Source organism: Sphingopyxis sp. H053 (genome assembly GCF_001468225.1).
Taxonomy (GTDB): Bacteria; Pseudomonadota; Alphaproteobacteria; order Sphingomonadales; family Sphingomonadaceae; genus Sphingopyxis.
The window spans coordinates 39,355-62,576 of sequence record NZ_LNRU01000002.1 but is presented as its reverse complement, the minus strand read 5'-3'; the positions used below and the strand labels follow the sequence as shown (position 1 = coordinate 62,576).

Here is a 23,222-nt window from a genome sequence, read left to right as displayed (position 1 = left end):
CTCAGGTCAGAAGGGCGTCATATCCCTGCGCGTTGAACTCGATCAGGCAGAATCCGTTACCGAACGGATCGGCGAACATCGCCTGTCTGCCATAGGGCAGCGCCAATGTCTCGCCTTCCTGTACCGCGCCCGCGGCCAAAGCCTGCGCGACCGCATCGTCGAGGTTCGCGACGGAAAAGTCGGGATGCACCGGCGTCCAATGCCGGTTGTAGCGGCGAAAGTCGCCGCCGCCGGGGCCGATCGCCGACCCCGCGGGTTTTACGATCAGATAGATGGGCGCCTCGCACCCGGTCAGTTCGACGATGTCGTCGTCGAACCGCCGCGCCGCGGTCAGTCCGAGCGCCCGCGTATAGAAACGCTCTCCAGCGGCGAGGTCGGGCACGTCGATGTTGATCAACAGGCCCGGCATCGCGCGGCTCCTACCAGGCGCCGGTGTTGGGCATCGAGGCCCAGGGTTCCTGCGGCGGCAGGTGGCCTTCCTGCAGCAGCTCGACCGAAATGCCGTCGGGCGAGCGCACGAACGCCATATGGCCGTCGCGCGGCGGGCGGTTGATCGTCACCCCGGCGTCCATCAGCCGCTGGCAGGTCGCATAGATATCGTCGACGCGGTACGCGAGATGCCCGAAATTGCGGCCGCCCGTATAGTCTTCGGGCGCGCTGCCGTCGGCGGGCGGCCAGTTATAGGTCAGCTCGACCTCGGCCACGTCGCCCTGTCCGGGGGCGGCGAGGAAGATCAGCGTGAAGCGGCCGCCCTCATTGTCGAAACGGCGCGTTTCCTCCAGCCCGATCAGCTTGAAGAAATCGACGGTCGCGTCGGGATCCGAAACGCGGATCATCGTGTGAAGATATTTGGTCATGGCACCATATTAGGCGCGAAGGGCGCGCGCTTCAAACGCTTCGAACAGGAATAGGAATTCGTCCGGCACTGGCGCGGGTGCGCCCTGCGCCTCGGCGACATGGACATAGATCAGCTGTCCGTCGGCGCGCAGATCGTCTTTCCCCGCGCCGTGCAGTTCGAACAAATAGGTCATCGAGCTGGTGCCGACGCGCGAGGCGCGCACGCAAATGTCGATTTCCTCGTCGAGCAGGATCGGCGCGCGATAATTGACTTCGGCGCGCGCGACGTGGAACTCGGGACTGCTGTGCGCGGGCCAGCGGTCGTAAACGCCGACACCGCGCCAATATTCGGTGATCCCGATGTCGAAATATTCGAGGTAACGGCTGTTGAACACCACCGCCTGCGCGTCGATCTCGGCATAGCGGACGCGCTTGGTAACGTGGAATTTGAAGTCGCTGCGGGCCATGATGTTCCTCTAGTTCGTCGCGAGCCGCGCGACGGTGTCGATCAGCAGCCCGATGTCGGTATCGCGCGACAGGCGATGGTCGCCGCCCTTGACCAGCGTCACTTGCACATCCGCGCTCGCGAGCGCCGCCGACAGGCGCAGGCTGATGTGGGACGGCACGTCGCCATCCTCTTCGCCGTGGAGCAGGCGGACGGGGCAGGTCAGGGGAATCTCGGTATCGAGCAAACGGTTCGCCTCGCCCGACTGAAAGAAACCGCGCGTCGTCACATAGGGCTGGTCGCTATACGGCGTTTCCTCGACCAGCGCGCCCTCGGCGAGGATGATCGCTTTTTCGGCGTCGCTGAAGCCCCAGTCGGTGAAATCGGGCGCCGCGGCGATCCCGACGAGCCCCGCCACCCGGCCGGGCCCGTCGCGCTGCACCAGCGCCAAGGCGGTAAGCAGCATCAGCCACCCGCCCATCGACGATCCGGTGATGACGACCGGGCCCTCGGCCTTCGCGTCGACCAAGTCGAGCACGTCGCCGCGCCAGTCGAGCAAAGTCTGATCGGCGAACAATCCGCCCGACAGCCCGCATCCGGCATAATCGAGCAGCAAGCACGCATGGCCCTCGGCCGCCGCCCAGTCGAACAGCGCGGTCGCCTTGCCGCCCGCCATGTCGGACATGTAACCGGGCAGGAAGACGATCGTCGGCTTGGTGCCGGCCGTATAGCGATAGGCGAGCCGCGGGCGGCCCGAACGGTCGAGATAATCGGGAGCGGTAGGGTCGTTCACGACGCTCGGCCCTCCATTCCCGTTCGTGTCGAGCGAAGTCGAGACACCCATCGAGATGGCGCCAAGCCGAGGGGCATCTCGACTTCGCTCGATGCGAACGGGGAATATAGTGCGTGGATGAAACGCACGCGGATCAGATGACCCAGTCGATCGTGCTCATCTGCATCACGGCCTGCCCCTTGGCGCGCCGCTTTTCGACCATGATATGGTTCAGCCGCTGGATCGTGTCGCTGCCCGTGGTGATGCACCAGCCGGGAACAACCGCGTGGACGAGCGCACACAGCCCGCCATAGATCATCGTCACGCCGAATTTCGACGCGACGCCGAAATGCTCGATGTAATTTTCATCGACGCTCTTGGGATGGTCGACGAACAGGCGCTTGAACATGGGGAAGGCTCCTTTCCGGCTGCCGCCGCCCTAGCGGGGCGGGGGCGGGGGAGCAAGGTTGCCGGTCAGTCGCGCAGAAAAATCTCTTCGATCCGCATGTCGAACAGGTCGGCGATGCGAAAGGCGAGCGGCAGCGAGGGGTCATATTTGCCCGTCTCGATTGCGTTGACCGACTGACGCGACACTTGAAGCCGCTCGGCGAGGTCGCCCTGGCTCCAGTCGCGTTCGGCGCGCAGGACCTTCAGGCGGTTCTTCACGAGCGGTCCGCGCGCCGTTCGGCCGATGTCATGATCATCTGGCCCAGCCCCAAGCCGATCGCCCAGACGGGCACCACCCACCAGGCGGGCACATGCGGGGCAACGCCGAACGTTTCCAGAAAGCCCCACAATGTTCCGGCCAGGAGGACGAGCGCGAGGCCGATCAGGGCGGCGCTGGTCTGGCGATATCGCAGATATTCATCCTCTTCCTCGACCACATAGCGGGCCAGCGTCCACACGAAGAAAAGCATCGGCACCGACGGCAGCACCGCGATCCCCCACAGCAGGGCGCCTTGCGGGTCGAGATAGTTGCGAACGGTCATCGCCGTTCCCAGGCACAGAACATAACCGACCGACCAGATCAGCATGCGCCGATTATATCGCCGCGTCGCCGGCGACAGCGCGCCTGCAGCGGCTTGCCAATTGTTCGCCGCCTTCGTCAGTGGAATGAGAAGCAGTGTCGCCGCTGCAACAAACGGTAGCGAACGCCAGCCGCCCAGAAAACCGCGATACTCGCAATAGGCGATGGCGGCCAGCGCCGCCGCGAAGGCGATCGCCCACAACGCCGGGTGACGGCCCGATAAGCCGGTTTCGATCTTCGCAGCCTTCTGGGGCATGTCAAACTTCCTTATCTGATAGACAAGCTAGCTTTACATTATTGGTAGCGCGAAGTCAAGTTTCGTTGACAGGGCTGCAGGGGCCTAATTCTCTCCGTCATCCCCGCGAAGGCGGGGATCCCGCTTTCTTGACGCGGGTGGGCCCAAAGCGGGATTCCCGCCTTCGCGGGAATGACGGTAATATTAGGATTCAGCCGATCAGCTCGCTCGGCCAGCCGATGCGGACCAGCGTTTCGTCGGGGTCGGACAGCGCGAATTCATACATGCCCCACGGCTTGTGCGTCGGCGCCTTTTCGCGTTCGAGGATCGCGTCGCGCACGCTCTCGGCCAATTCCGCGACGCGCTCGGTATAGAGGTACAGCCCGAACGGATTCTGCCCCGGCACCAGCCACCCTTCGGGCGACTCGTTGGTCAGGTGAAGCTGCCACCCCTTGCCATCCTCGAGCAGGCGATAGCTGCCATAGTCGCCGACGACCGACAGGCCGAGCTTTTCATAGAAGGCGGTGCTGGCGTCGAGGTCGGTGCACGGCAGGATCGCGGCGATGCTGTGAAGCGGCGGGGCGTCGGTCATGCCCGCAGTCTATGCGGGCCGCCCCGGTGACGCCAGCGCCAGTTGACGAGGTGCGCGGCGGCAAGCGTGAGCGCGCCAGCCGAGGTCAACAGGCGGTCGGCCGCCTCGGGATCGGCGGCGGCGATCCACCCCTCGTGCGCCGACAGGCCGAGCGCGAGCAGGCCCAGCCCTATGGCCGCGAGTATCGCGGGCATGATCCGCCGATGCCGCTGCCAGCCGTCGCGCATCGCGACCGCGGCGGCGGGCACGGCCAGCAGCAGGATCGCCGCATGTACGCCTTCGGGAAGCGCGATCCAGCGGCTGAGCGCCGGGGCCAGAAGGAGGAGGAGCGGCAGGGCAAGGCAGTGGAGCAGGCAAGTGAACGACAGGGCAAGTCCCGTCAGGTCGGCAAGGCGCGGGCGCGCGGCGGGAAGGCACATCGGGTTTCTTTCGCGGGAGGGGTTCGCTGTGCAGATAATGATACATTATCTCATTGCAAGCTTTGTTGTGAATCCGCCCCTTGCCGCCCATATCGCATGCTGGCAAAGGGGCGCTGTTCTACCCCGCAAGAAAGGCCGATTTTTCGATGTCCGACATGATCCGCGTCACCCTTCCCGATGGCTCTGCCCGTGAAGTCGTGCGCGGCACTACCGCGCTGCAGATCGCGGCCGACATCGGACCCGGCCTCGCCAAGGCCGCGCTCGCCGCGAAGATCGATGGCGAACTGCGCGACATCATGCGCCCGCTGGAGGAAGACACGAACCTGTCGCTGGTGACGAGCCGCGACGAGGCCGACGCGCTCGAACTCTTCCGCCACGACTATGCGCACGTCCTCGCCGAAGCGGTGCAGAACCTGTTTCCGGGCACGCAGATCACCTTCGGCCCGTCGACGGGCGACGGCTTCTATTACGACTTCGCGCCCGCCGCCGATCGCGGCCCGTTCCGCGACGACGAACTGCCGCTGATCGAGGAGGAGATGCGCAAGATCATCGCCGCCGACCTTCCCCTCACGAGGGAAGTGTGGGAGCGCGACAAGCTCATCGCCAAATGGGCGGCCGAGGGCGAGACGTTCAAGGCCGAATGGGCCGCCGAACTGCCGCAGGGCGAGGAACTCACCGTTTATCGGTCGGGCGACGGCTGGATGGACATGTGCCGCGGCCCGCACCTCGCCTCGACGGGCAAGCTCGACCCCGCCGCGTTCAAGCTGACGCGCGTCTCGGGCGCTTATTGGCGCGGCGACCAGAAGAATGCGCAGCTCAGCCGTATCTACGGCACCGGCTGGCTCAACAAGAAACAGCTCGCCGAGCATCTCGTCCGGCTGGAGGAGGCCGCGAAGCGCGACCACCGCAAGATCGGGCGCGAGATGGACCTGTTCCACCTGCAGGAAGAGGCGCACGGCAGCGTCTTCTGGCACCCCAAGGGCTACCGCATCTACCGCGAGCTCGAAGCCTATATGCGCCGCGCGATCGACGGCTCGGGCTATCAGGAGGTCAAGACTCCGCAGGTGATGGACGCGCGCCAGTGGGAGCAATCGGGCCACTGGGGCAAATATCGCGAGAATATGTTCGTCATTCCCGACGAGGTGCCGAACATCGAGAGTGAAGGTCCGCTGGTGTCGGACGACGCCGAGTGGATGGCGCTCAAGCCGATGAACTGCCCCGCGCACGTCCTGATCTTCCGTCAGGGCATGAAGAGCTATCGCGACCTGCCGCTGCGCATGGCCGAAATGGGCTGCTGCCACCGCAACGAGCCGCATGGCGCGCTGCACGGGATCATGCGCGTGCGCCAGTTCACGCAGGACGACGGCCATATCTTCTGCCGCGAGGACCAGATCGTCGACGAAGTGCGCGATTTCTGCGCCTTGCTCGACCGCGTCTACAAGCAGCTCGGCTTCGAGAAATATGCGGTGAAGCTCGCGCTCCGCCCCGACATGCGCTTCGGCACCGAAGAGATGTGGGACAAGGCCGAGGCCGAGCTTCGCGAAGCGGTCGAACGCGCAGGTATGGCGACCGAAGAATATGGCTGGGAAGAATTGCCGGGTGAGGGCGCCTTCTACGCACCCAAGCTCGAATTCCACCTGACCGACGCGATCGGCCGGACGTGGCAGTGCGGGACGATCCAGTCCGACCGCGTGATGCCCGAACGCCTCGACGCGAGCTATATCGGCGAGGATGGCGAGCGCCATCGCCCGGTGATGCTCCACCGCGCGATCCTCGGCACCTATGAACGCTTCATCGGCATTTTGATCGAGCATTTCGCGGGCCGTTTCCCGACCTGGCTCGCGCCGGTGCAGGCGGTGGTCGCGACGATCGTGTCGGACGCCGACGCTTACGCCAAGGACGCGGTGGCGCAGCTCGTCGCCGCGGGCATCCGCGCCGAGATCGATGTCCGCAACGAGAAGATCAACTACAAGGTCCGCGAACACAGCCTCGCGAAGGTCCCGTACCTGCTCGTCGTCGGAAATCGCGAGGCCGAGGAAGGCACCGTCGCGATCCGCACCCTCGGACATGACGGCCAGCGCATCATGCCGCTCGCCGAGGCGATCGCGATGCTGAAGGGCGAGGCAACCCCGCCGGATCTTCGCGAGCGGTGAGCGGGATCGGCATCGGCCGGCATGCGGCGGGCGAAAGCCTGCCGCGCCACCGCCATGCCTTTGGCTATGTCGCGCTGGTAATCGGCGGCGAATATGAAGAAGCGGGCGATCAGGGCCGGCTCGCGGCCAGCGTTGGAACAGTCGTCGTGCACGGCGACTGGACTGCGCATCAGGACCGTTTTGGCGCGCGCGGGGCGCAGGTGCTCAATCTTCCGGTGGCAAAGGGATTCACGCGGGGGGCCGGGCATATCGCCGACCCCGATACCGCCGCGCGCCTCGCCGAACGCGATCCGCAGGCGGCCGCCGACTATGTCCGCGATCATTTCCGCATAGGCACGGCGCGCCGCGACGATTGGCCCGACCTGCTCGCCGCGGCCCTCGCCGCCGATCCCGACATATTGCTCGCCGACTGGGCCGATCATATGGGGCTCAACCCCGCGTCGATCAGCCGCGGCTTCGCGCGAGCCTATGGTGTCAGCCCCAAGCGTTTCCGGCTCGAGGCGCGGACGCGGCAGGCGCTCACTGCGCTCGATGCTTGGCAGGGCAGTCTTGCCGATCTCGCCGCCGACCAGGGGTTCGCCGACCAGGCGCATATGGCGCGGTCGATCGCCGCGATAACCGGCGCCCCACCGATCCTGCACCGGGCAAAGTCCGTTCAAGCCGGGCGCGCCGGTCCCCGTTAGACCGGAGGCATGGATCGCCGCTTCTTCATTGCCGCCTCGCTCGGCACCGCCGCCCTCGCTGTTCCCACCATCGCCTCAGCGCAAAACCAGCGCCCGCCGATGCGCACGCAATGGAAAGTGCGCGCATCCGAAGGCTTCGACGCGCTCGCCTTTCTGGGGCCGCTGGCGGGGGGAGAGCTTTATTTGCCCTATTATCAGGCCGACGTCGACGCCTTCGCGCCGCGCCTTGCGGCCGCGGCCCGCGCCGAAATTCCGTCGCTGTCGCGTGAGGCCAATGATGCGGGTTTCGGGCTGCTCGGCCCGGTCTTGTCGCTCGTCTTTTCGGGCGGCGACGACAGCAGCCTCGGCGCGCTGATCGCCGCCGCCGCCGCGCCCGAAACGCGCTTGCTTCCCGCCTATCGCGCGAGCAGCCATTGGAACGAAAAGGACTGGGCGTGGTTCGCCGCGCACGCCCCGCGAGTGAAAGCGGTGCTCGAAGCGATGCAGGGTGCGGGCTTCGCCGCCTTTCGCGCCGAACGCATCGCCGCGCTCGAAGGGCGGATCATCCAGCTTCAGGCCGATCTCGGCGCCTATGACGTGATCCGCCTGCACGAAAAGCTGACCGGCCGGACGTTCGACCCCGAAATCGAGGTGGTGCTGCTGCAATTTTGCAAGCCGCACGGGATCAAGGTGCAGGGGCAGACCTTCCTCCAGGCCGCAGACTGGAACACCGCGATCACCGTGCGCAACGCGGCGCATGAAATGCTCCACCCGCCGGTGGTGATGGACGGCCCCGCGGCAAAGGCCGCGCTCGCCATCCTCGCCAAAGACCCGCTGATCCCGCGCGTCGTCGCCGAACATGACCCCAAATGGGGCTATACGACGCTCGAAGGCTTGCTGAACGAGGATCTGGCGCAGGCGCTCGACCAGCTGATCGCGGAGGAACTGGGGGTTGCGCGCAATCCGTCCGATCGTTGGCGCAAATCGGACGATGGCATCCATATTCTCGCGGGAGCCTTTTACGGGATGCTGCGCCAGGACAAATGGATCGAAACCGGCGGATCGATCGAAACCTGGCTTGCCGGCGCGGCAAAGACCGGACGCCTCGCACCGCAAAAATTGCACAGCATCGCCGCGCACGTGCTCGAACGCCCGGTCGACAAGCTTTGGCCGCTGGCTTGAACGGCGGGGGCTAGCCGCCTCGGCGTTCCTGCGGTATCGGCCGGGCCAGTTCGATCCGCTGCCGGGGAAACAAGCGCTGCCCTTCCATCCCGCCTTCCACCCGCCCGTCGTGGCGCACGCCGCTTGACCGGCCTGTCGCAGCTTGTTGGCATCGCGCCGCTGACGCTCGTCGGCGCGGCGGCGATGACCTTCGCCGCCGCCTATGTCCGCGGCCTCACCGGCTTTGGCATGGCGATCATCCTCGTACCGCTCCTGGGGCTCATCATCGCCCCCGGAGAGGCGGTGGTGCTCGGCATATTGCTGCAACTGCTGATCGGGCCGGTCGGGATCGGGATCATCATGGCCGACGCCGACCGCGCGACCGCGGTGCCGATCGCGCTACTCGCGATGGCGACGACGCCGGTCGGCATGGTCGCGCTCGATGCGACGACGCCCGACATTGCGCGGCTGCTGATTACCTTGGTCGCGGTCGGTGCCTTTGTCGCGGTGCTGCTGCCCAAACAGCCCGAGGGACACCGGCCGGGGCGCGGCGCGATTGCGGGGACGGGGGTCGCATCGGGCATTCTCACCGGCTTTGCCGCGATGCCGGGACCGCCGGTCGTGCCCTTTTACCTCCGCCGCCATCTCGAGCCCAAGGTCGCGCGCGCGTCGATGCTGCTGATCTTCTTTGGCACCGCGATCGCGGGGACACTCGCCGCGCTCTGGGTCGGGATCGCGACGTGGCGATTATTCCTGCTCGCGGTGATCCTGTTCGTGCCGATGTGGCTGGGAAACCATGTCGGCGCGCGCCATTTCGGCCGTGTCCCGCCGCATGTTTGGCAGGCGATGGTCGCGATCGTCCTCGGCATCGCGGCGGTGTCGGCGGTGGTGCGGATCCTGAACTAGAGGCTGCGCAGCGCCTGCGCGGGCTTCGCCGACAGCAGGGGCCAGCTTCCCGCAATCCCGATCAGGAAGGACAGGCCGGCGCCGCCGAGCAGGGTCATCCCGACGATCAGCGGGTCGGGCGCGAAGTCGAATTCGAACAGCTGCGTCACGACATACCAGGCGCCCGCAAGCCCCAGCCCGAGTGCGAGCACTGCCAAAATGCCCGCGAGCACCGCATATTCCATGCCCTGCGCGCCGAGTATCTGGCCCCTCGTAGCGCCAAGCAGTTTCAGGATCACGCTGTCGTAAACGCGCCGCTCGCGGCTCGCCGCAATCGCGCCGATCAGCACTGCGATCCCCGCCAGGATCGCGATGCTCGCCGCGGCGGCGATCGCCTGGCTCATCTGCGTCAGCAGCGTCGTCACCTGCGACACGACATCGCGCACCGCGATCAGCGACGCCGACGGAAAGGCGCGCGGAATGCTGCGCGACAGGGCGGCTTCGGCCTCGGGCCCGACCGCAACCGTCGCCACCATATTGTGCGGCGCGGCGTCGAAGGTGCCGGGCGAGAAGACGAGCACATAGTTCAGCCCGAAATTGTCCCAGTTGACGGTGCGGAAGGAGGCGACCTTCGCCTGGACTTCGACCCCCAGCACATTGACCGACAGCGTGTCGCCGATCTTGAGGCCGAGCGACGTGGCGACCTCCTGCTCGACGCTGACCAGCGGCGGTCCCTTGTAATCGGCGGCCCACCATTGGCCGCCAACGAGTTCGCTGCCGCTCGGCAACACCGGGCTGTAGGTGAGCCCGCGGTCGCCGCGCAGCACCCAGGCACCCTCGGGCAGCTCGGCAAGCTCGTTGACGCGCTGGCCGGCAAATTCGGTGACGCTGCCGCGCAGCGCGGGGATCATGTTGATCTCGGCTTTGGGGTCGGCCCCCGTCACGATCGTCTGAAAGCGTGCGGTCTCGGTGCGCGGCACGTCGAGCACGAAGAAGCTAGGCGCGCGCTGCGGCACGGTCGACTGGATTTCGGCGGTGATGCTCGTCTGGATCGCCGCCAGCGTCACGAACAAGGTCAGGCCCAGCCCGAGTGCGACGACGAGCGCGCCGGTGGCGGCGCCGGGGCGGTGGAGGTTCGCGAGCGCCAGCCGGAACAGCGGACGTTTGGGACGCGGCAGGCGGCTCGCGGTGCGCCGTACCAGCCAGCCGAGGCCGACGAGGATGAGCAGCAGCCCGATCGCCGCCCCGATGAAACCGAGCGCGAACAGGGGCTCGCGCGCGGTGCCGACCGCGAGTGCGATGATCGCCGCCAGCGCCGCCGCGACCGCGACGACCGTCTGCCGGTCGACCCGCGCCGCGCCGCTCACCGTCGCGCGGTAAAGCCCCGCGGCGGGAACGTGCCGTGTCGCCGCGAGCGGGGGCAGGGCAAAGGCGATGGCGATCAGCAGGCCATAGGCGGCGCTGACCGCAAGCGGCAGCGGATAGATCGCGACGCCGGGTTTGACGGGCAGAACATCGCCCGCAATCGCGCCGATGATCGCGGGCGCAAGCGCGCCGACGATCAGGCCGAGGGCGATCGACACCGCCGCGACCGCGAGGATCTGCAGCCCATAGATACGTGCCACCGTGCCGCTGTCGGCGCCGAGAACCTTCAGCGTCGCAAGGCCCGGGCGCTTGCCCGCAAGATAGCTCGCGACGCCATTGCCGACGCCGATCCCGGCGATCACCAGCGCCGCGAGGCCGACGAGCGACAGGAACTGCCCCATCCGCTCGATGAAGCGCCGCGTTCCCGGCGCGCCATTGCTGCTGTCGGTGATGTCCCAGCCCGCGTCGGGGAACTCGGCGGTCAGCGCCTTGCCGACCGCTTCGGGGTTCGCGCTCTCGGGCAGGCGGACGCGATATTTGCTCTCGTACAGGCTGCCCGGCTGGATCAGCTGCGTCGCGGGCAGGTCGGCCAGCCCGATGATCGCGACGGGCCCGAGCGTGAAGCCCTCGCCCAGCCGGTCGGGCTCCTCGGCGATCACGCCATCGATCAGGAAGCTTTTTTCGCCGAACTTCACGCGTTCGCCGACTTTGAGGCCCAGCCGCGAGACGAGATCCTTGCCGATCCAGATACCCCCCGGAGGCGGCGGACCTCGGCGCGCGCCGCTGTCGAGCCGCATCGTGCCATAGAGCGGATAGACGCCGTCGACCGCCTTCAATTCGGACAGCAAAGCCTCGCCGTCGGGATCGTTCGCCATCGCGCGCAGCCGCACGGTCGCCGAAGGTGTGCCGACGCGGCGGAAGCCCGCCATCTCCTCCGCAGTCGCCTCGCGCTGCGGCAGGCTGAATTCGACGTCGCCGCCGAGGATGGTTTGCCCGCGCACTTCGAGTTCGGAGGTGATGCCGCGCGTCAGGCTGCCGATCGCCGCGAGCGTCGCGACGCCGAGGAACAGGCAGACCGCGAGCAGGCGGAGGCCGCGGATGCGCGTCGCAAGGTCGCGCCGCGCGATCCGCCAGAGCGTGGCGAGCGGCAGCATCAAATCCTCCCTGCCGCGAAGCGGTGGGGAGGGGGACCGTCTGCGAAGCAGATGGTGGAGGGGCCGCGACGTCGGCGCCAAGGCCCCTCCGTCAGCGGCTGCGCCGCTGCCACCTCCCCATGGCTGCGCCGCAGGGAGGACAGGTTCGCCACGCTCACGCGGCCCGCTCTTCGATTTTCCCGTCGTGCATCACGACGACGCGGTCGCAATGCTCGGCGAGTTCGGGGTCGTGCGTGATGATGAGCAAGGTCGCGCCCAATGCGGCGCGGCGCGCGAAGATCAGGTCGATGATCGCGTGGCCGGTCGCGGTGTCGAGATTGCCCGTCGGTTCGTCGGCAAAGATGATCGCGGGCGAGCTTGCCATGGCGCGCGCAATTGCGACGCGCTGCTGCTCGCCGCCCGACAGCTGCGCGGGATAGTGGGTGAGGCGATGGCCGAGCCCGACGGCTTCAAGCTCGGCCGCGGCACGTCCGAACGGATCGGCGATCCCGGCCAATTCCAGCGGCACCGCGACATTTTCGAGCGCGGTCATCGTCGGCAGCAGGTGAAACGCCTGCAACACGATGCCGATCCGGCCGCGTCGCGCCCTCGCGAGGTCATCCTCGTCCATCGCCCCGAAATCGAGGCCCGCGACGCGGATGCTGCCGCCGTTCGCGCGTTCCAGCCCGGCCAGTACCGCCATCAGCGAGCTTTTCCCCGACCCCGACGGTCCCAGCAGCGCGACCGAGGCGCCCGCGGGAACCTCCAGATCGACGCCGCGCAAAATTTCAACCGGGGCCTTGTCGCTTCCAAGCGTGAGCGTCACATTGTGGGCGGCGATCGCCACTTCGGGCGCCAAGGCCTCGAGTGGTCGTTGGGCGTCGGGCAAGGAGAGGACCCTTTGAAATGAGAACGGCCGGATGGCGCTCTTTCTTGATATATGGTTGCGCAATCGCGCTTTGCCAACCGCTCGCGGCGTGCGGATCGGCGGAAAACCCGTCGGCTTCGACCAACGACAAGGTCGCGGCGAAAGCGGCGCCCGCAATCCCCGCCGACGCGCCGCTCGTGATCGCCTTTGGTGACTCGCTTTACGCGGGTTACCAGCTTGGCCCGAAGGAAGGGCTCGCGCCGCAATTGCAGGCCGCGCTCGCCGACGATGGCGTCGTCGCGCGCGTCCAGAATGCCGGCGTTTCGGGCGACACCACCGCCGCGGGGCGCCAGCGCCTGACCTATGTGCTCGATAATGCGAAGGCGAAGCCCGCGCTCGTCGTGCTCGGGCTCGGCGGCAACGACATGCTGCGCGGGATCGGCCCCGACCAGACGCGCGCCAATCTCGACGCGATGCTCGCCGAACTGAAAAAGCGCGAAATTCCGGTGCTGCTCACCGGCATGATGGCCGCGCCCAATCTCGGCAGCGACTATGCGAAGAAGTTCAACCCCATCTATCCCGAGCTCGCGTCGAAATATGACGCAAGCTTCTATCCCTTCATCCTCGACAATGTCGTTACCGACAAGGCGCTGATGCTCGGCGACAATATGCATCCCAATGCCAAGGGGGTGACGGTCGTGGCCGCAGGGCTGGCGCCGCTGGTCGAACAGGCGCTGCCGAACGCGGAATGAATATCCGCGCTGTCGCTGAGCGACAGGGCAAATAAAAAGGGGCGGCCCGACGGGCCGCCCCTTCTTGTTTCGTTTCGCTGTTCCGAAAGGATCAGAAAGCGAAGCCGACGCCGACCGCGAAGGTGTCGAAATCGCTGAAGTTCTCGATGAACTGGTGGCGATATTCGGCCTTGGCGTAGAGGTTCTGGCCCAGCTTGTGCTGGTAGCCGGCACCGACATAGGGATCGTCGATCTGGCCGAAGGTGTAACCGGCGTTGGCATAGAGCTTGCCGTTGGCGCCGACCTTGGCGCCCGCGCGGCCGCCGGCCGAGAACTGGACCTTGGCGCCGTCGATCAGCACCTTGTCGCCCGCGATTTCGGCGCCGGCGAATGCCGTCGAGCCGAGGTCGAAATCATAGCCGGCCGCGGCGCCAAGCGTGGCGTCGTCGAGGCCGCTGCCCGTGACATAGCCGCCGCGCACTTCGACGCGGCCTTCGCCCTGGGCCATGGCGGGGGTTGCAACGATGGCCGTCAGGAGAGCGGCTGCAACTGCGAATTTCTTCATGTTCTTTTCCTTCTGCTTTTAATCGGCCACGCCCTTTGGGTCGCGACGCCCCCTAAATGGGGCTCGCGGCTGTCGCTGCAATGAACGGATCGTTCAGAATGTGACAATTTTCTTACCTGTGTTATTTTTACCACACAGTATAGAATAGGTATGCGGTCGCAATCCCGCATATCCGCGGGTTTCTGACGCTTACGAAGATGGGAAAAAGACGCCGGGAGGCGTATTTAGCCGAGCGCGGCCTGCTTTTCCTCGGCGATCCGGTCGAGTTCGGCGCGACTCGGCTTGGTCGCCGCGCTCTTCAATTGCCCGCACGCCGCCATGATGTCGCGCCCGCGCGGGGTGCGCACCGGCGCCGAAATCCCGGCCTTGAAAATCAGGTTGCTGAACGCGCGCACCCGCTCGGGCGACGAACATTCGTACATCGCGCCGGGCCAGGGGTTGAACGGGATCAAATTGACCTTCGCGTGCAGGCCATATTCGCGAATCAGCCGGACAAGCTCGCGCGCATCGTCGTCGCTGTCATTCTTGTCCTTCAGCATCACATATTCGAAGGTGATGCGCCGCGAATTGCCCGCACCGGGATAATCGGCGCAGGCCTTCAGCAGTTCGTCGATGCCATATTTGCGGTTGAGCGGCACGATCTCGTCGCGAATTTCCTTCGACACCGCATGGAGCGAGACCGCGAGGTTGACGCCGATCTCTTCGCCCGCGCGCGCCATCATCGGGACGACGCCGCTCGTCGACAGCGTGATGCGGCGGCGCGACAGCGCAAGCCCGTCGCCATCCATGACGATCTTCAGCGCGCCCTTGACCTCGTCGAAATTATACAGCGGCTCGCCCATGCCCATCATCACGATGTTGGTCAGGATGCGTCCGTCGGCGGTGTAGTTGCCGCCTTCCTCGTCATCGTCATCCTCGGGATCGGGGCCAAAGCCTGCCATCGTGCCCTTCGGCCATTCGCCGAGTTCGTCGCGCGCCAGCATCACCTGTCCGACGATCTCGCCCGCGGCGAGGTTGCGGACGAGGCGCATCGTGCCGGTGTGGCAGAAGCGGCAATTCAATGTGCAGCCGACCTGGCTCGACACGCACAAGGTTCCCCGATCGGCGTCGGGGATAAAGACCATCTCATATTCCTGGCCGTCGGCGGCGGCGAGCAGCCATTTGCGCGTGCCGTCGCTCGACACCTGCGCCTCGCGCACCGTCGGGCGGCCGATGATGAAGCGGTCGGTCAGCCAGGGGCGCATCGCCTTTGCGATGTCGGTCATCGCCTCGAAATCGGTGACGCCGCGATGGTACATCCAGTGCCAGATCTGCTTGGCGCGCAGCTTCGCGGCCTTGGCGTCGAGGCCCGCCTCGACCAGCACGCCGCCGATCGCGTCGCGCGTCAGCCCGATCAGGTCGATGCGGTTGCCGCCGCGCAAGGGAACGGTGCCCGTCGTGACGGGGTCGATGTGGCCGGGAATCTGCATGATGCGCGGCCATATAGTGGGGAAGGCGCAAAAGCGCAATCTTCCGCCGTTGATCCTCCCTGCGCTGAAAGCGTGGGGAGGGGGACCGCCCGCGAAGCGGGTGGTGGAGAGGCCGCGTCATGGCCCCTCCGTCAGCGCTTCGCGCTGCCACCTCCCCATTGCTGTGCAACCGGGAGGATCGCCAATTAAAGCGACGCGAGCATCGCCAGCACCTGCGGCACCGTCCCGCTCGCCTCGGCATTGCGTAGCGGCAGGACGTTCTGCACCAGGATTTCCTCGGGGGTTGGCTCGACCGCGAACAGCGCCATCACCTCATCGGCGAACTCGTCCAGCGGCATATAGCCCTCGCGCGTCGACTGGCCGGGGGTCAGGTCGGTGCGCACCGCAGGCGGGGCCAGCTCGATCACCTCGACCTTGCCCGCGAGCTGGATGCGCAGCGCGACCGAGTAGCTGTGGATCGCCGCCTTGGTCGCCGAATAGGTCGGCGCCTTGGGGAAGGGGACGAACGCCAGCCCCGACGTCACATTGACGATCGCGCTGTCCGCCTGCGTCGCCAGATGATCGACCAGTGCGTCGATCAGCCGGATCGGACCGAGGATGTTGGTCACGACCGTCGCCTCGGCCTGCGACAAGTCGCGCTTCGTGCTTGCATCCTCGGCGTTCATGATCCCGGCATTGTTGACCAGCACATTGAGGCTCGGGAATTTTGCGACGATCTCCTTCGCGAAAGCCGCGATCGCATCGGCATCGGTGACGTCGAGCGCGACCGCCGCCATGTTCGGCCGCCCCGCGATCGCCGCTTCCAGTTTCGCGGCATTGCGCCCGGTGACGATGACCTTGTTGCCCGCGTCGTGCCAACGCTGCGCGAGCGCCAGTCCGATGCCCGAACCCCCGCCGGTGACGAGGATGGTGTTGCCTGTGGTTTTCATATTTGCCTCCTTAGGGGGTGGTGAGAAGGCAAAGATATCTCTACACTCTCCAAAAGAAAGTAGGCACCCGAAAGTGCCGTAGTTACCCAAAAGAGAGATTTGAATTTTCCGCCATGCCCACGCCCGAAAAAATCGCCTATGATCCGAATGCGCCGGTCGATCCGCGCGTCGAAACGCTCGTCAACGAACTGATCGGCCGAGTCGCCGACAAATGGACTCTACTCGTTCTCGAGGAGCTGGAGGATCACGGAACCTGCCGCTTCACTGAATTGTCGCGCCGCGTCCCCGGCATCAGTCAGAAGATGCTGACGCAAACCTTGCGCCAGATGGAGCGCGACGGGCTGGTGGTGCGGACGGTCCACCCCGTCGTCCCGCCGAAGGTCGAATATTGCCTGACCGACCTCGGCCACAGTCTCGGCGAAGCCTTTTGCGGCGTATGGGTATGGGCTGAAGCCAATCTGGAACAGGTCGCAAGGGCGCGGATGGCGTTCGACGCGCGGGGGTGAAGGCGGGGCAAGTTTGCGCCGGAGGCTGTTGAACGAAAGCAGCCAGTCCCCATCGTCACCCCGGGCTTGACCCGGGGCCTGCCTTGTCTTTTCATGCGACGATGGAACGCTATCCCTGCGTCTACATTCTGGCGCGTTCTTCCCACGGCACGCTTTACACCGGGGTCACGTCGAATCTCGTCCAGCGCATCTATCAGCATCGGGAAGAGACGTTCGAAGGCTATACCAAGGACTATGAAATCAAGCGGCTCGTTTGGTTCGAACGCCACGAGGCAATGGACTCGGCAATCCTGCGCGAAAAACGCATCAAGCGATGGTTACGGCCGTGGAAATATGAACTGATCCACGCGATGAACCCGACGTGGCGCGATCTGGCCGAGGATCTCGGTTTCGATCCGCTGCCGTTGGGAAGAATGAAGGCGGGTCCCGGGTCAAGCCCGGGATGACGAAGAGGCAACAATAGCTGCCCACCTCCAACAGCAGGCACCCCCTAAAGAAAAGCCGGGACCATGATCGTGCCCGAATCATGGCCCCGGCTTTGACGGGCCCTGCAACTTGGGTCCGCCGGTCAGTTGCGGATCGAGCTGACCTGGATCGGCTCGCCGCGCGACGCATTGGCGACCACCACATCGGCCTGCGCCGAGGCGACGCGCTTTGTGTCGCGGCGGCATTGCCGCACGTCATTCTTGCCCGCGATATCGAAATCGGGGGCGGTGCCGCACACTTCGACGACGGCGCGCCAGATGCGGCGGTCGAGCGCCTTGGTGCCGGCCTCGGTCCGAAGATCGAGGTCGCGGTGCGCCACGGCGACGCTCGGGTTCGCGGGTGTGGTTTGCGCCGATACGGGCTGGCCGATCGATACGGCAGCGAGGGCGGCGAGGATCAGAAGCTTTTGCATCTTGAGTCTCCATCGGCCGGCTTGGGAGGAGGGGAGGAAGCCGGTGGGACAGAAATAATCGATCGCTGCGGCCGAAAGGAGCAACGATGTTGCGCGGCCATTCTGCAAAATTGCAGAATGAGGGCGGGGCCATTATGTCGCACAAGGCGTCATGTATGATTGGAACGACCTGAAGGCCTTTCTGGCCGTTGCCGAGACCGGCAGCACGCTGTCGGCCGCGCAATCGATGCGCGTCAGCCAGACGACCGTCGCGCGGCGGATCGCGGCGCTCGAGGAGGCGACGGGCCTCAACCTGTTCGAGCGGCGGCAGGCGGGCTATGCGCTGACCCCGGTGGGCGAGGCGATGGTGGCAAGCGCTGTCGCGGTGCGCGATGCGGCCGACCGCTTCGGCGACGCGGCGGGCGCGCGCTCGCGCGATGCAGGCGGCACGGTCAGCCTGACGACGATGGAAATCTTCGCGGTCACCGTCCTGCCGCCGATCCTGCGTGACCTTCGCGCCGCGCATCCGGGCATCCATATCCATCTCGACACGTCGGACGAGCCGCGCGACCTCGCCGCGGGCGCTGCGGACATCGCGATCCGCAGCAGCAAGCAGCCCGCGGGCGCGGGGCTCGTCGGGCGCCGCATCGCCGACAATCCCTGGACCGTCTATTGCAGCCGCGCCTATGCCGATCTCCACGGCATTCCGCACGGGCGTGCTGAGCTTGCGACGCATCCGTTCATCGGCGGCGGCGGCGGCGTCTGGGAACCCTATCAGGCGTGGCTGCGCCAGCACGGGCTCGAAGAGTCGGTGGTGATGCAATATGACACGGGATCGGGGCTGCTCGCAGGCGTGCGCTCGGGCATGGGGCTCACCATCCTGCCCGCCTTCATCGCCGATCGCGAACCCGACCTGATCCGCTGCATCCCGCCGAAGACCGAGGATACGACGGGGCTGTGGCTGCTGACCCACGAACGGCTGCGCCACGTCCCGCGCGTCCGCCTCGTCCTCGATTTCCTCGCGACCGAACTGACAAAGCTCGCGCGCAGCTAGGGTCAGCACCTCTCGATTTTTATCTCGTCATTCCCGCGCAGGCGGGAATCCCGCTTTTTCCTTCCTTCTCTTCGCGCCTTTGCTTGAGGCTTTTTCAGCGTTTCGCGCGAAGACGCGAAGACGGTCTGCTAGCGCCAACGGAGTCAAAGCGGGATTCCCGCCTTCGCGGGAATGACGGAATCGCAGAGCCAGAGCCTAGGTGAGCGCGGCCTCGACCGCCGCATCAACATGCAACGCCAGCGTGTCGAACAGCGGCACCGCGCTGCCCGCTTCGCCGACCAGCAGCATGATTTCGGTACACCCAAGGACGATCGCCTCGGCGCCGTCTGCAATCAGCGCGGCGATGATCCGCCGATATTCGGCGCGCGATGCGTCGCGGACCACGCCCTGCACCAGCTCGTCATAGATGATGCTGTGGACGATCGCGCGATCGGCGTCGCCGGGGATCATCGCCTCGATACCCGCCGCCGCCATGCGCGCGGTATAGAAGGGCTTTTCCATCGTGAAGGCCGTGCCGAGCAACCCGACGCGCGAAAAGCCCGCCGCCTGGACCGCTGCGATCGCGGGGTCGGCGATGTGGAGAAGCGGCACCGGCGCCGCCGCCTCGACCGCCTCGGCGCACAGGTGCATTGTATTCGCGCAGATCAAGAGCAGTTCGGCTCCGCCCGCCGTCAAGGAACGGGCGGCGTCCGCCATCTGGCGATCGAGCACATCCCAGTCGCCGCTCGCCTGCAATTCGGCGATGGGCGCGAAATCGAGCGACAGCAGCAGGATGCGCGCCGAATGCAGCCCGCCCAGCCGCGCCCGCACGCCCTCGTTGAGCAGCCGGTAATATTGGGCCGAGCTTTCCCAGCTCAAACCGCCAATCAGGCCGATTGTCTTCATCTTGTCAGCTCCATCCATAAACCGCTGTCCTACAATATTGCGCCGATTTAGCGTGCCGGGCGATGACCAGCGACGCAGCTTTCCTCCTAACCGCTACAGGCACCCTTCCGCGCCCTCCAACGCGCGCGATGAAATGCGATTTGCGAGTGAAGTTGCGCAGTTTTCCGCCGTTTCGCGGAAACGCCTTTTCCTCTTACTTCGTCACCCCGGACTTGATCCGGGGTCCAGCTTCCGCAGATGCCTCGCATGGATCCCGGATCAAGTCCGGGATGACGAAGATTTGCGAATCGCGAGTGAAGTTGCGCAGAAATCCGCCACTTCTTCAAACCGCCTCAGCGCAGCTTGGCACACCCCAGCGCCGCCGCGTCAATCGCGGTTGCGGCGCCGCGCAGCCGGTAGGTGTCGGCGATCGCGCCGCCCGTCGCGGTCCCGCTCTCGATGCTCATGCTCGGTGCCGATCGCATCGCGGCGACGATCGCGGCGTCCATGCGCGGGTCGCCGGCCCAGCCGTGCGCGCCGTTGCCGGTCAGGATGAAGCGGCGACCGCCGATCGTCAGGCGCAGTTCGCGTCCGGGCGCACGCTCTTTCGACAGGCGGACGTAAAATTGCCCGCGAATGCGCGACTTTGGCCAATATCCGACGCTGGCATAGGCTTTGACCTTTGGCGTCCCGATCGTCGCCGACGGCGCGGCGAGCGCGTAGCAGCGCGGGGTCGCCGGATCGCGAAACGCGCCCCAGCCATCGAAAATGCCGAGCGCCGTGGGGCTGGCCGCCAGCGCCACCGCGGGCATCGCCGTCGCTATCAGGAAAAAGGAGGCCCAGCGCCGCATCGATCCTCGTTTGCGCGATTGGGGGAGCATTGCAAGCATGGCTTGCACGTGCCGCACCGTGCGTTAAGGAAGGTGGACATTTTCAGGGGCCGGAATCGGGGTGCGAATCGCCTCCGATGGTCTGTCCCCAAGGGACTTTTCCCGCGAAACACAGGGATGGCGGATTTAGAATGAAAGCGACGATCGAACGCGCAGTGTTGTTGAAGAGCCTCGGCCACGTCCAGTCGGTGGTCGAACGGCGCAATACCATCCCGATCCTCTCGAACGTGCTGATCGAAGCCGATGCGTCGGGCCAGCTGAAATTGATGGCGACCGACCTCGACTTGCAGGTCGTCGAAACGATCGCGGCCAAGGTCGAGACGGCGGGCACGACCACCGTGTCGGCGCACACCCTCTTCGAAATCGCCCGCAAGCTGCCCGAAGGCGCCGAGGTCAGCCTCGCCGCGGCCGAGGGCAAGATGCAGGTCAAGGCCGGCCGCTCGAACTTCAACCTGCCGACGTTGCCGCGCGACGATTTCCCGGTGATCGCCGAAGGCGACCTGCCGACCAATTTCGAACTGCCCGTCGCCGAGCTGATCCAGATCATCGACAAGACGCGCTTCGCGATCTCGACCGAGGAAACACGCTACTACCTCAACGGCATCTTCCTGCACGTGGCCGAGGATGCGTCGGGTCCGGTGCTCAAGGCCGCGGCGACCGACGGCCACCGCCTCGCGCGCTACACCGTCACGCGCCCCGACGGCGCGTCGTCGATGCCCGACGTCATCGTGCCGCGCAAATGCGTCACCGAAATCCGCAAGCTGCTCGACGAGGCCGAAGGCAATGTCGAAATCAGCCTGTCGGCGTCGAAGGTCCGCTTCCAGCTCGGCAACGCGATCCTGACCTCGAAGCTGATCGACGGAACCTTCCCCGACTACAGCCGCGTCATCCCGACCGCGAACGACAAGCTGCTCAAGGTCGATCCGAAGAGCCTGTACCAGGGCGTCGACCGCGTCTCGACGATCGCCAGCGAAAAGACCCGCGCGGTCAAGGTCGGCCTCGACAAGGACCGCATCACCCTGTCGGTGACCAGCCCCGAAAACGGCACCGCCGCCGAAGAGGTTGCGGCGTCTTATGACAGCGACGCGATGGAGATCGGCTTCAACGCCCGCTACCTCAGCGACATCCTCGGCCAGGTCGACGGCGACACGGTCGAACTCCACCTCGCCGACGCCAACGCCCCGACGCTGATCCGCGAAAGCGAAAAGAGCCCGGCGCTCTACGTGCTGATGCCGATGCGGGTGTAGTTTTCGTCGCCCCAGCGAAAGCTGGGGCCGCTATCGTTCCGTTTGACCGTTGGCGATCCCAGCTTTCGCTGGGATGACGAAATCAGCTACCCCGCCTTCGCGACCCGCCAGATCACCCCGCCGGTGTCGTCGGCGACCAGCGCGCTGCCGTCCTTCGCGACCTTGACGTCGGCCGGGCGGCCACGCGTCGTCTTGCCGTCCTTGCCGAGGAACTGGTCGAGCAAGGTGACGGGCAGTGCGTCGACCGGCTTGCCATTGGCACCGAACTTGACGAACACGACGCTGTACCCCGCAACGGGCTCGCGGTTCCACGACCCGTGCAGCGCGATCAACGCACCGTTCGCCCAACGATCGCCAAGGTCGAGGCCCTGGGTAAAGGTGAAGCCGAGCGGCGCGGTATGCGCCCCCAGCCCATATTCGGGACGCTTGACGTACTGGCGCCGATCCTCGGCCTCGGGCTCGACCCGCGGGTCGACGTAACCGCCCCAATAATACCAGGGCCAGCCATAAAAATCGCCTTCGGTGACGTCAGTCAGATAGTCGGGGACCAGATCGCTGCCGAGCATGTCACGCTCGTTGACGACGGTCCACAGCCGGTCGCTGCCGGGATAGAAATTGAGGCCGACGGGGTTGCGGATGCCCGCCGCGAAGGTGCGCATATATTTATTCTCGGGCCGCACCTCGAGCACGCTGGCGCGGCGGAACTCGCGGTTCATGCCCGCTTCGCCGATATTGGAATCCGCGCCGACGCCGATGTAGAGCCATCCGTTGGGTGCAACCGCGAGGCTCTTGGTCCAATGGCGGTTGGTGCCCTTCGCGGGCAGGTCGACGAGCTTGGTGGGCTTGCCGCTCATCTTCGTCTCGCCCGCCACATAGGGGAAGGCGAGCAGCGCGTCGGTGTTCGCGACGTACAGCGTGCTGCCGACCAGCGCCATGCCATAAGGCGAATTGAGCCCCGTGATATAGGCCGTCTTCACCTCGGCCTTGCCGTCGCCATCGGCGTCGCGGAGCAGGGTGATGCGGTTCGCCGAAGGTTTCCGGCCCGTGCCGCCCTTGCCCATCAGATTCTTCATGACCGCGCCCTGCACGCCGCCATCCTTGCGCGGCGGGCTCTGCGATTCCGCCACGAGGACATCGCCGTTCGGCAGCACCAGCATCGTCCGCGGATGGTCGAGCCCTTCGGCAAAGCGGGCGACCGTCAGCCCCTGCGCCGCGCGCGGCGCCTGGCCTGCGGGCCAGCTCGTCGCCTCGGGTACGTTCACCGTCGGGAAGCTCTCGGTCTTTTGCGACGCCATCACCGGCACCCGCCCGCTGAGCTCGGCGGTCGAGAAGCGCGCCACATCAGGGCGCGACATGACGTATAATGTGATGCCGCCGACAATCAGCAGCAGCAACAGGGCGAGGGCGGCATATTTCAGGATCTTGCGCATGGCGCCTGTCTACACGGGCAAAGCGCGGCGTCAAAGGGGCTTGAATCGGCACGCGAAGGGTTAACCGTCGAGCCTTTTGAATTAACCTTACCCAATTGTTCATCAC

Annotated in this window: 27 protein-coding genes; 9 read left to right on the top strand and 18 right to left on the bottom strand. The window is 65.9% G+C overall.

Annotation, left to right across the window (positions count from 1 at the left end; all coding sequences use genetic code 11):
- Position 1: 1 nt before the first annotated feature.
- The 9 genes from ATE70_RS03545 to ATE70_RS03505 all read right to left on the bottom strand — a co-directional run bounded on the left by ATE70_RS03545 (position 2) and on the right by ATE70_RS03505 (position 4,327).
- The gene (locus tag ATE70_RS03545) at positions 2-409 is read right to left on the bottom strand and encodes a VOC family protein (RefSeq protein ID WP_058536588.1); all 408 of its coding nucleotides are present in this window, start codon (positions 407-409) and stop codon (positions 2-4) included.
- A 10-nt stretch (positions 410-419) separates the two neighbouring features.
- On the bottom strand, positions 420-857 hold the full coding sequence (locus ATE70_RS03540) for a VOC family protein (RefSeq protein WP_058536587.1): 438 nt from the start codon (positions 855-857) through the stop codon (positions 420-422).
- Positions 858-866: 9 nt separating this feature from the next.
- Positions 867-1,304 carry an acyl-CoA thioesterase gene (locus tag ATE70_RS03535; RefSeq protein WP_058536586.1) on the bottom strand — a complete coding sequence of 146 codons (438 nt, stop codon included), beginning with the start codon at positions 1,302-1,304 and terminating at the stop codon, positions 867-869.
- A 9-nt stretch (positions 1,305-1,313) separates the two neighbouring features.
- The gene (locus ATE70_RS03530; RefSeq protein WP_058536966.1) at positions 1,314-2,075 is read right to left on the bottom strand and encodes an alpha/beta hydrolase; all 762 of its coding nucleotides are present in this window, start codon (positions 2,073-2,075) and stop codon (positions 1,314-1,316) included.
- Positions 2,076-2,208: 133 nt separating this feature from the next.
- Positions 2,209-2,463, bottom strand: a complete 255-nt coding sequence (locus ATE70_RS03525; protein ID WP_037511175.1) for a DUF6356 family protein — start codon at positions 2,461-2,463, stop codon at positions 2,209-2,211.
- Between the two features lie 65 nt (positions 2,464-2,528).
- Entirely contained in the window at positions 2,529-2,720 is a 192-nt protein-coding gene (locus ATE70_RS03520) for a helix-turn-helix transcriptional regulator (protein ID WP_058536585.1), read from the bottom strand.
- Positions 2,717-3,337, bottom strand: coding sequence for a hypothetical protein (locus ATE70_RS03515; RefSeq protein WP_058536584.1), 621 nt, complete (start codon positions 3,335-3,337; stop codon positions 2,717-2,719). The genes ATE70_RS03520 and ATE70_RS03515 overlap by 4 nt, the downstream gene beginning before the upstream one ends.
- A gap of 190 nt (positions 3,338-3,527) precedes the next feature.
- The gene (locus tag ATE70_RS03510; protein ID WP_058536583.1) at positions 3,528-3,908 is read right to left on the bottom strand and encodes a VOC family protein; all 381 of its coding nucleotides are present in this window, start codon (positions 3,906-3,908) and stop codon (positions 3,528-3,530) included.
- A complete protein-coding gene (locus ATE70_RS03505; RefSeq protein WP_058536582.1) occupies positions 3,905-4,327 on the bottom strand; it encodes a MerC family mercury resistance protein in 423 nt (140 codons plus the stop codon). Before ATE70_RS03505 ends, ATE70_RS03510 begins: the two co-directional genes overlap by 4 nt.
- 146 nt (positions 4,328-4,473) lie before the next feature.
- On the opposite strand from ATE70_RS03505, the gene thrS reads away from it, so the two are divergent.
- The 4 genes from thrS to ATE70_RS03485 all read left to right on the top strand — a co-directional run bounded on the left by thrS (position 4,474) and on the right by ATE70_RS03485 (position 9,209).
- Positions 4,474-6,480 (top strand): threonine--tRNA ligase, encoded by a 2,007-nt coding sequence (gene thrS, locus ATE70_RS03500; protein WP_058536965.1) that lies wholly within the window; start codon positions 4,474-4,476, stop codon positions 6,478-6,480.
- Positions 6,477-7,163 carry a helix-turn-helix domain-containing protein gene (locus tag ATE70_RS03495; RefSeq protein ID WP_058536581.1) on the top strand — a complete coding sequence of 229 codons (687 nt, stop codon included), beginning with the start codon at positions 6,477-6,479 and terminating at the stop codon, positions 7,161-7,163. Before thrS ends, ATE70_RS03495 begins: the two co-directional genes overlap by 4 nt.
- Positions 7,164-7,172: 9 nt before the next feature.
- Positions 7,173-8,324 (top strand): hypothetical protein, encoded by a 1,152-nt coding sequence (locus tag ATE70_RS03490; protein ID WP_058536580.1) that lies wholly within the window; start codon positions 7,173-7,175, stop codon positions 8,322-8,324.
- Between the two features lie 123 nt (positions 8,325-8,447).
- The gene (locus ATE70_RS03485) at positions 8,448-9,209 is read left to right on the top strand and encodes a sulfite exporter TauE/SafE family protein (RefSeq protein WP_058536579.1); all 762 of its coding nucleotides are present in this window, start codon (positions 8,448-8,450) and stop codon (positions 9,207-9,209) included.
- Here ATE70_RS03485 and ATE70_RS03480 read toward each other — a convergent pair.
- Both ATE70_RS03480 and ATE70_RS03475 read right to left on the bottom strand, forming a co-directional pair.
- Complete coding sequence (locus tag ATE70_RS03480) at positions 9,206-11,707, bottom strand: ABC transporter permease (protein WP_058536578.1); 2,502 nt, start codon at positions 11,705-11,707, stop codon at positions 9,206-9,208. The two genes, ATE70_RS03485 and ATE70_RS03480, sit on opposite strands and share 4 nt — an antisense overlap.
- Before the next feature lie 154 nt (positions 11,708-11,861).
- The gene (locus tag ATE70_RS03475; protein ID WP_405053485.1) at positions 11,862-12,533 is read right to left on the bottom strand and encodes an ABC transporter ATP-binding protein; all 672 of its coding nucleotides are present in this window, start codon (positions 12,531-12,533) and stop codon (positions 11,862-11,864) included.
- Between the two features lie 59 nt (positions 12,534-12,592).
- Between ATE70_RS03475 and ATE70_RS03470 the strand changes: the two genes are divergently transcribed.
- Positions 12,593-13,306 (top strand): arylesterase, encoded by a 714-nt coding sequence (locus ATE70_RS03470; RefSeq protein ID WP_058536576.1) that lies wholly within the window; start codon positions 12,593-12,595, stop codon positions 13,304-13,306.
- Between the two features lie 91 nt (positions 13,307-13,397).
- Here ATE70_RS03470 and ATE70_RS03465 read toward each other — a convergent pair whose 3' ends face one another.
- The 3 genes from ATE70_RS03465 to ATE70_RS03455 form a co-directional block, all read right to left on the bottom strand.
- A complete protein-coding gene (locus tag ATE70_RS03465) occupies positions 13,398-13,850 on the bottom strand; it encodes an outer membrane beta-barrel protein (RefSeq protein WP_058536575.1) in 453 nt (150 codons plus the stop codon).
- A 224-nt stretch (positions 13,851-14,074) separates the two neighbouring features.
- Entirely contained in the window at positions 14,075-15,319 is a 1,245-nt protein-coding gene (gene rlmN / locus ATE70_RS03460) for a 23S rRNA (adenine(2503)-C(2))-methyltransferase RlmN (RefSeq protein WP_058536574.1), read from the bottom strand.
- Between the two features lie 185 nt (positions 15,320-15,504).
- Positions 15,505-16,248 carry an SDR family oxidoreductase gene (locus ATE70_RS03455; protein WP_058536573.1) on the bottom strand — a complete coding sequence of 248 codons (744 nt, stop codon included), beginning with the start codon at positions 16,246-16,248 and terminating at the stop codon, positions 15,505-15,507.
- A 113-nt stretch (positions 16,249-16,361) separates the two neighbouring features.
- Between ATE70_RS03455 and ATE70_RS03450 the strand changes: the two genes are divergently transcribed.
- Together ATE70_RS03450 and ATE70_RS03445 are read left to right on the top strand one after the other, a co-directional pair.
- On the top strand, positions 16,362-16,754 hold the full coding sequence (locus ATE70_RS03450; protein ID WP_058536572.1) for a winged helix-turn-helix transcriptional regulator: 393 nt from the start codon (positions 16,362-16,364) through the stop codon (positions 16,752-16,754).
- Positions 16,755-16,855: 101 nt separating this feature from the next.
- A complete protein-coding gene (locus tag ATE70_RS03445) occupies positions 16,856-17,200 on the top strand; it encodes a GIY-YIG nuclease family protein (protein WP_058536571.1) in 345 nt (114 codons plus the stop codon).
- Positions 17,201-17,322: 122 nt separating this feature from the next.
- On the opposite strand, the gene ATE70_RS03440 is transcribed toward ATE70_RS03445, so the two are convergent.
- Positions 17,323-17,652 (bottom strand): UrcA family protein, encoded by a 330-nt coding sequence (locus ATE70_RS03440; protein WP_058536570.1) that lies wholly within the window; start codon positions 17,650-17,652, stop codon positions 17,323-17,325.
- A gap of 151 nt (positions 17,653-17,803) precedes the next feature.
- Between ATE70_RS03440 and ATE70_RS03435 the strand changes: the two genes are divergently transcribed.
- On the top strand, positions 17,804-18,685 hold the full coding sequence (locus ATE70_RS03435; RefSeq protein WP_058536569.1) for a LysR family transcriptional regulator: 882 nt from the start codon (positions 17,804-17,806) through the stop codon (positions 18,683-18,685).
- Between the two features lie 195 nt (positions 18,686-18,880).
- Here ATE70_RS03435 and ATE70_RS03430 read toward each other — a convergent pair whose 3' ends face one another.
- Positions 18,881-19,570: an aspartate/glutamate racemase family protein gene (locus ATE70_RS03430; protein ID WP_058536964.1), complete on the bottom strand. Its 690-nt coding sequence runs from the start codon at positions 19,568-19,570 to the stop codon at positions 18,881-18,883.
- A 332-nt stretch (positions 19,571-19,902) separates the two neighbouring features.
- Positions 19,903-20,400, bottom strand: coding sequence for a hypothetical protein (locus tag ATE70_RS03425; protein ID WP_058536568.1), 498 nt, complete (start codon positions 20,398-20,400; stop codon positions 19,903-19,905).
- A 170-nt stretch (positions 20,401-20,570) separates the two neighbouring features.
- Between ATE70_RS03425 and dnaN the strand changes: the two genes are divergently transcribed.
- Positions 20,571-21,686 (top strand): DNA polymerase III subunit beta, encoded by a 1,116-nt coding sequence (gene dnaN / locus ATE70_RS03420; RefSeq protein ID WP_058536567.1) that lies wholly within the window; start codon positions 20,571-20,573, stop codon positions 21,684-21,686.
- Positions 21,687-21,772: 86 nt separating this feature from the next.
- Here the strand turns inward: dnaN and ATE70_RS03415 are convergent, their stop codons facing one another.
- Positions 21,773-23,116, bottom strand: a complete 1,344-nt coding sequence (locus tag ATE70_RS03415; RefSeq protein WP_058536566.1) for a PQQ-dependent sugar dehydrogenase — start codon at positions 23,114-23,116, stop codon at positions 21,773-21,775.
- Between the last annotated feature and the right edge of the window lie 106 nt (positions 23,117-23,222).

Excerpts from the sequence above, each read along its gene's own strand:
- ATE70_RS03545 (WP_058536588.1), bottom strand. The coding sequence starts at position 409 with ATGCCGGGCCTGTTGATCAACATCGACGTGCCCGACCTCGCCGCTGGA.
- ATE70_RS03540 (WP_058536587.1), bottom strand. The coding sequence starts at position 857 with ATGACCAAATATCTTCACACGATGATCCGCGTTTCGGATCCCGACGCG.
- ATE70_RS03535 (WP_058536586.1), bottom strand. The coding sequence starts at position 1,304 with ATGGCCCGCAGCGACTTCAAATTCCACGTTACCAAGCGCGTCCGCTAT.
- ATE70_RS03525 (WP_037511175.1), bottom strand. The coding sequence starts at position 2,463 with ATGTTCAAGCGCCTGTTCGTCGACCATCCCAAGAGCGTCGATGAAAAT.
- ATE70_RS03515 (WP_058536584.1), bottom strand. The coding sequence starts at position 3,337 with ATGCCCCAGAAGGCTGCGAAGATCGAAACCGGCTTATCGGGCCGTCAC.
- ATE70_RS03510 (WP_058536583.1), bottom strand. The coding sequence starts at position 3,908 with ATGACCGACGCCCCGCCGCTTCACAGCATCGCCGCGATCCTGCCGTGC.
- ATE70_RS03505 (WP_058536582.1), bottom strand. The coding sequence starts at position 4,327 with ATGTGCCTTCCCGCCGCGCGCCCGCGCCTTGCCGACCTGACGGGACTT.
- thrS (WP_058536965.1), top strand. The coding sequence starts at position 4,474 with ATGTCCGACATGATCCGCGTCACCCTTCCCGATGGCTCTGCCCGTGAA.
- ATE70_RS03490 (WP_058536580.1), top strand. The coding sequence starts at position 7,173 with ATGGATCGCCGCTTCTTCATTGCCGCCTCGCTCGGCACCGCCGCCCTC.
- ATE70_RS03480 (WP_058536578.1), bottom strand. The coding sequence starts at position 11,707 with ATGCTGCCGCTCGCCACGCTCTGGCGGATCGCGCGGCGCGACCTTGCG.
- ATE70_RS03470 (WP_058536576.1), top strand. The coding sequence starts at position 12,593 with ATGAGAACGGCCGGATGGCGCTCTTTCTTGATATATGGTTGCGCAATC.
- ATE70_RS03465 (WP_058536575.1), bottom strand. The coding sequence starts at position 13,850 with ATGAAGAAATTCGCAGTTGCAGCCGCTCTCCTGACGGCCATCGTTGCA.
- rlmN (WP_058536574.1), bottom strand. The coding sequence starts at position 15,319 with ATGCAGATTCCCGGCCACATCGACCCCGTCACGACGGGCACCGTTCCC.
- ATE70_RS03455 (WP_058536573.1), bottom strand. The coding sequence starts at position 16,248 with ATGAAAACCACAGGCAACACCATCCTCGTCACCGGCGGGGGTTCGGGC.
- ATE70_RS03450 (WP_058536572.1), top strand. The coding sequence starts at position 16,362 with ATGCCCACGCCCGAAAAAATCGCCTATGATCCGAATGCGCCGGTCGAT.
- ATE70_RS03445 (WP_058536571.1), top strand. The coding sequence starts at position 16,856 with ATGGAACGCTATCCCTGCGTCTACATTCTGGCGCGTTCTTCCCACGGC.
- ATE70_RS03440 (WP_058536570.1), bottom strand. The coding sequence starts at position 17,652 with ATGCAAAAGCTTCTGATCCTCGCCGCCCTCGCTGCCGTATCGATCGGC.
- ATE70_RS03435 (WP_058536569.1), top strand. The coding sequence starts at position 17,804 with ATGTATGATTGGAACGACCTGAAGGCCTTTCTGGCCGTTGCCGAGACC.
- ATE70_RS03430 (WP_058536964.1), bottom strand. The coding sequence starts at position 19,570 with ATGAAGACAATCGGCCTGATTGGCGGTTTGAGCTGGGAAAGCTCGGCC.
- ATE70_RS03425 (WP_058536568.1), bottom strand. The coding sequence starts at position 20,400 with ATGCGGCGCTGGGCCTCCTTTTTCCTGATAGCGACGGCGATGCCCGCG.
- dnaN (WP_058536567.1), top strand. The coding sequence starts at position 20,571 with ATGAAAGCGACGATCGAACGCGCAGTGTTGTTGAAGAGCCTCGGCCAC.
- ATE70_RS03415 (WP_058536566.1), bottom strand. The coding sequence starts at position 23,116 with ATGCGCAAGATCCTGAAATATGCCGCCCTCGCCCTGTTGCTGCTGCTG.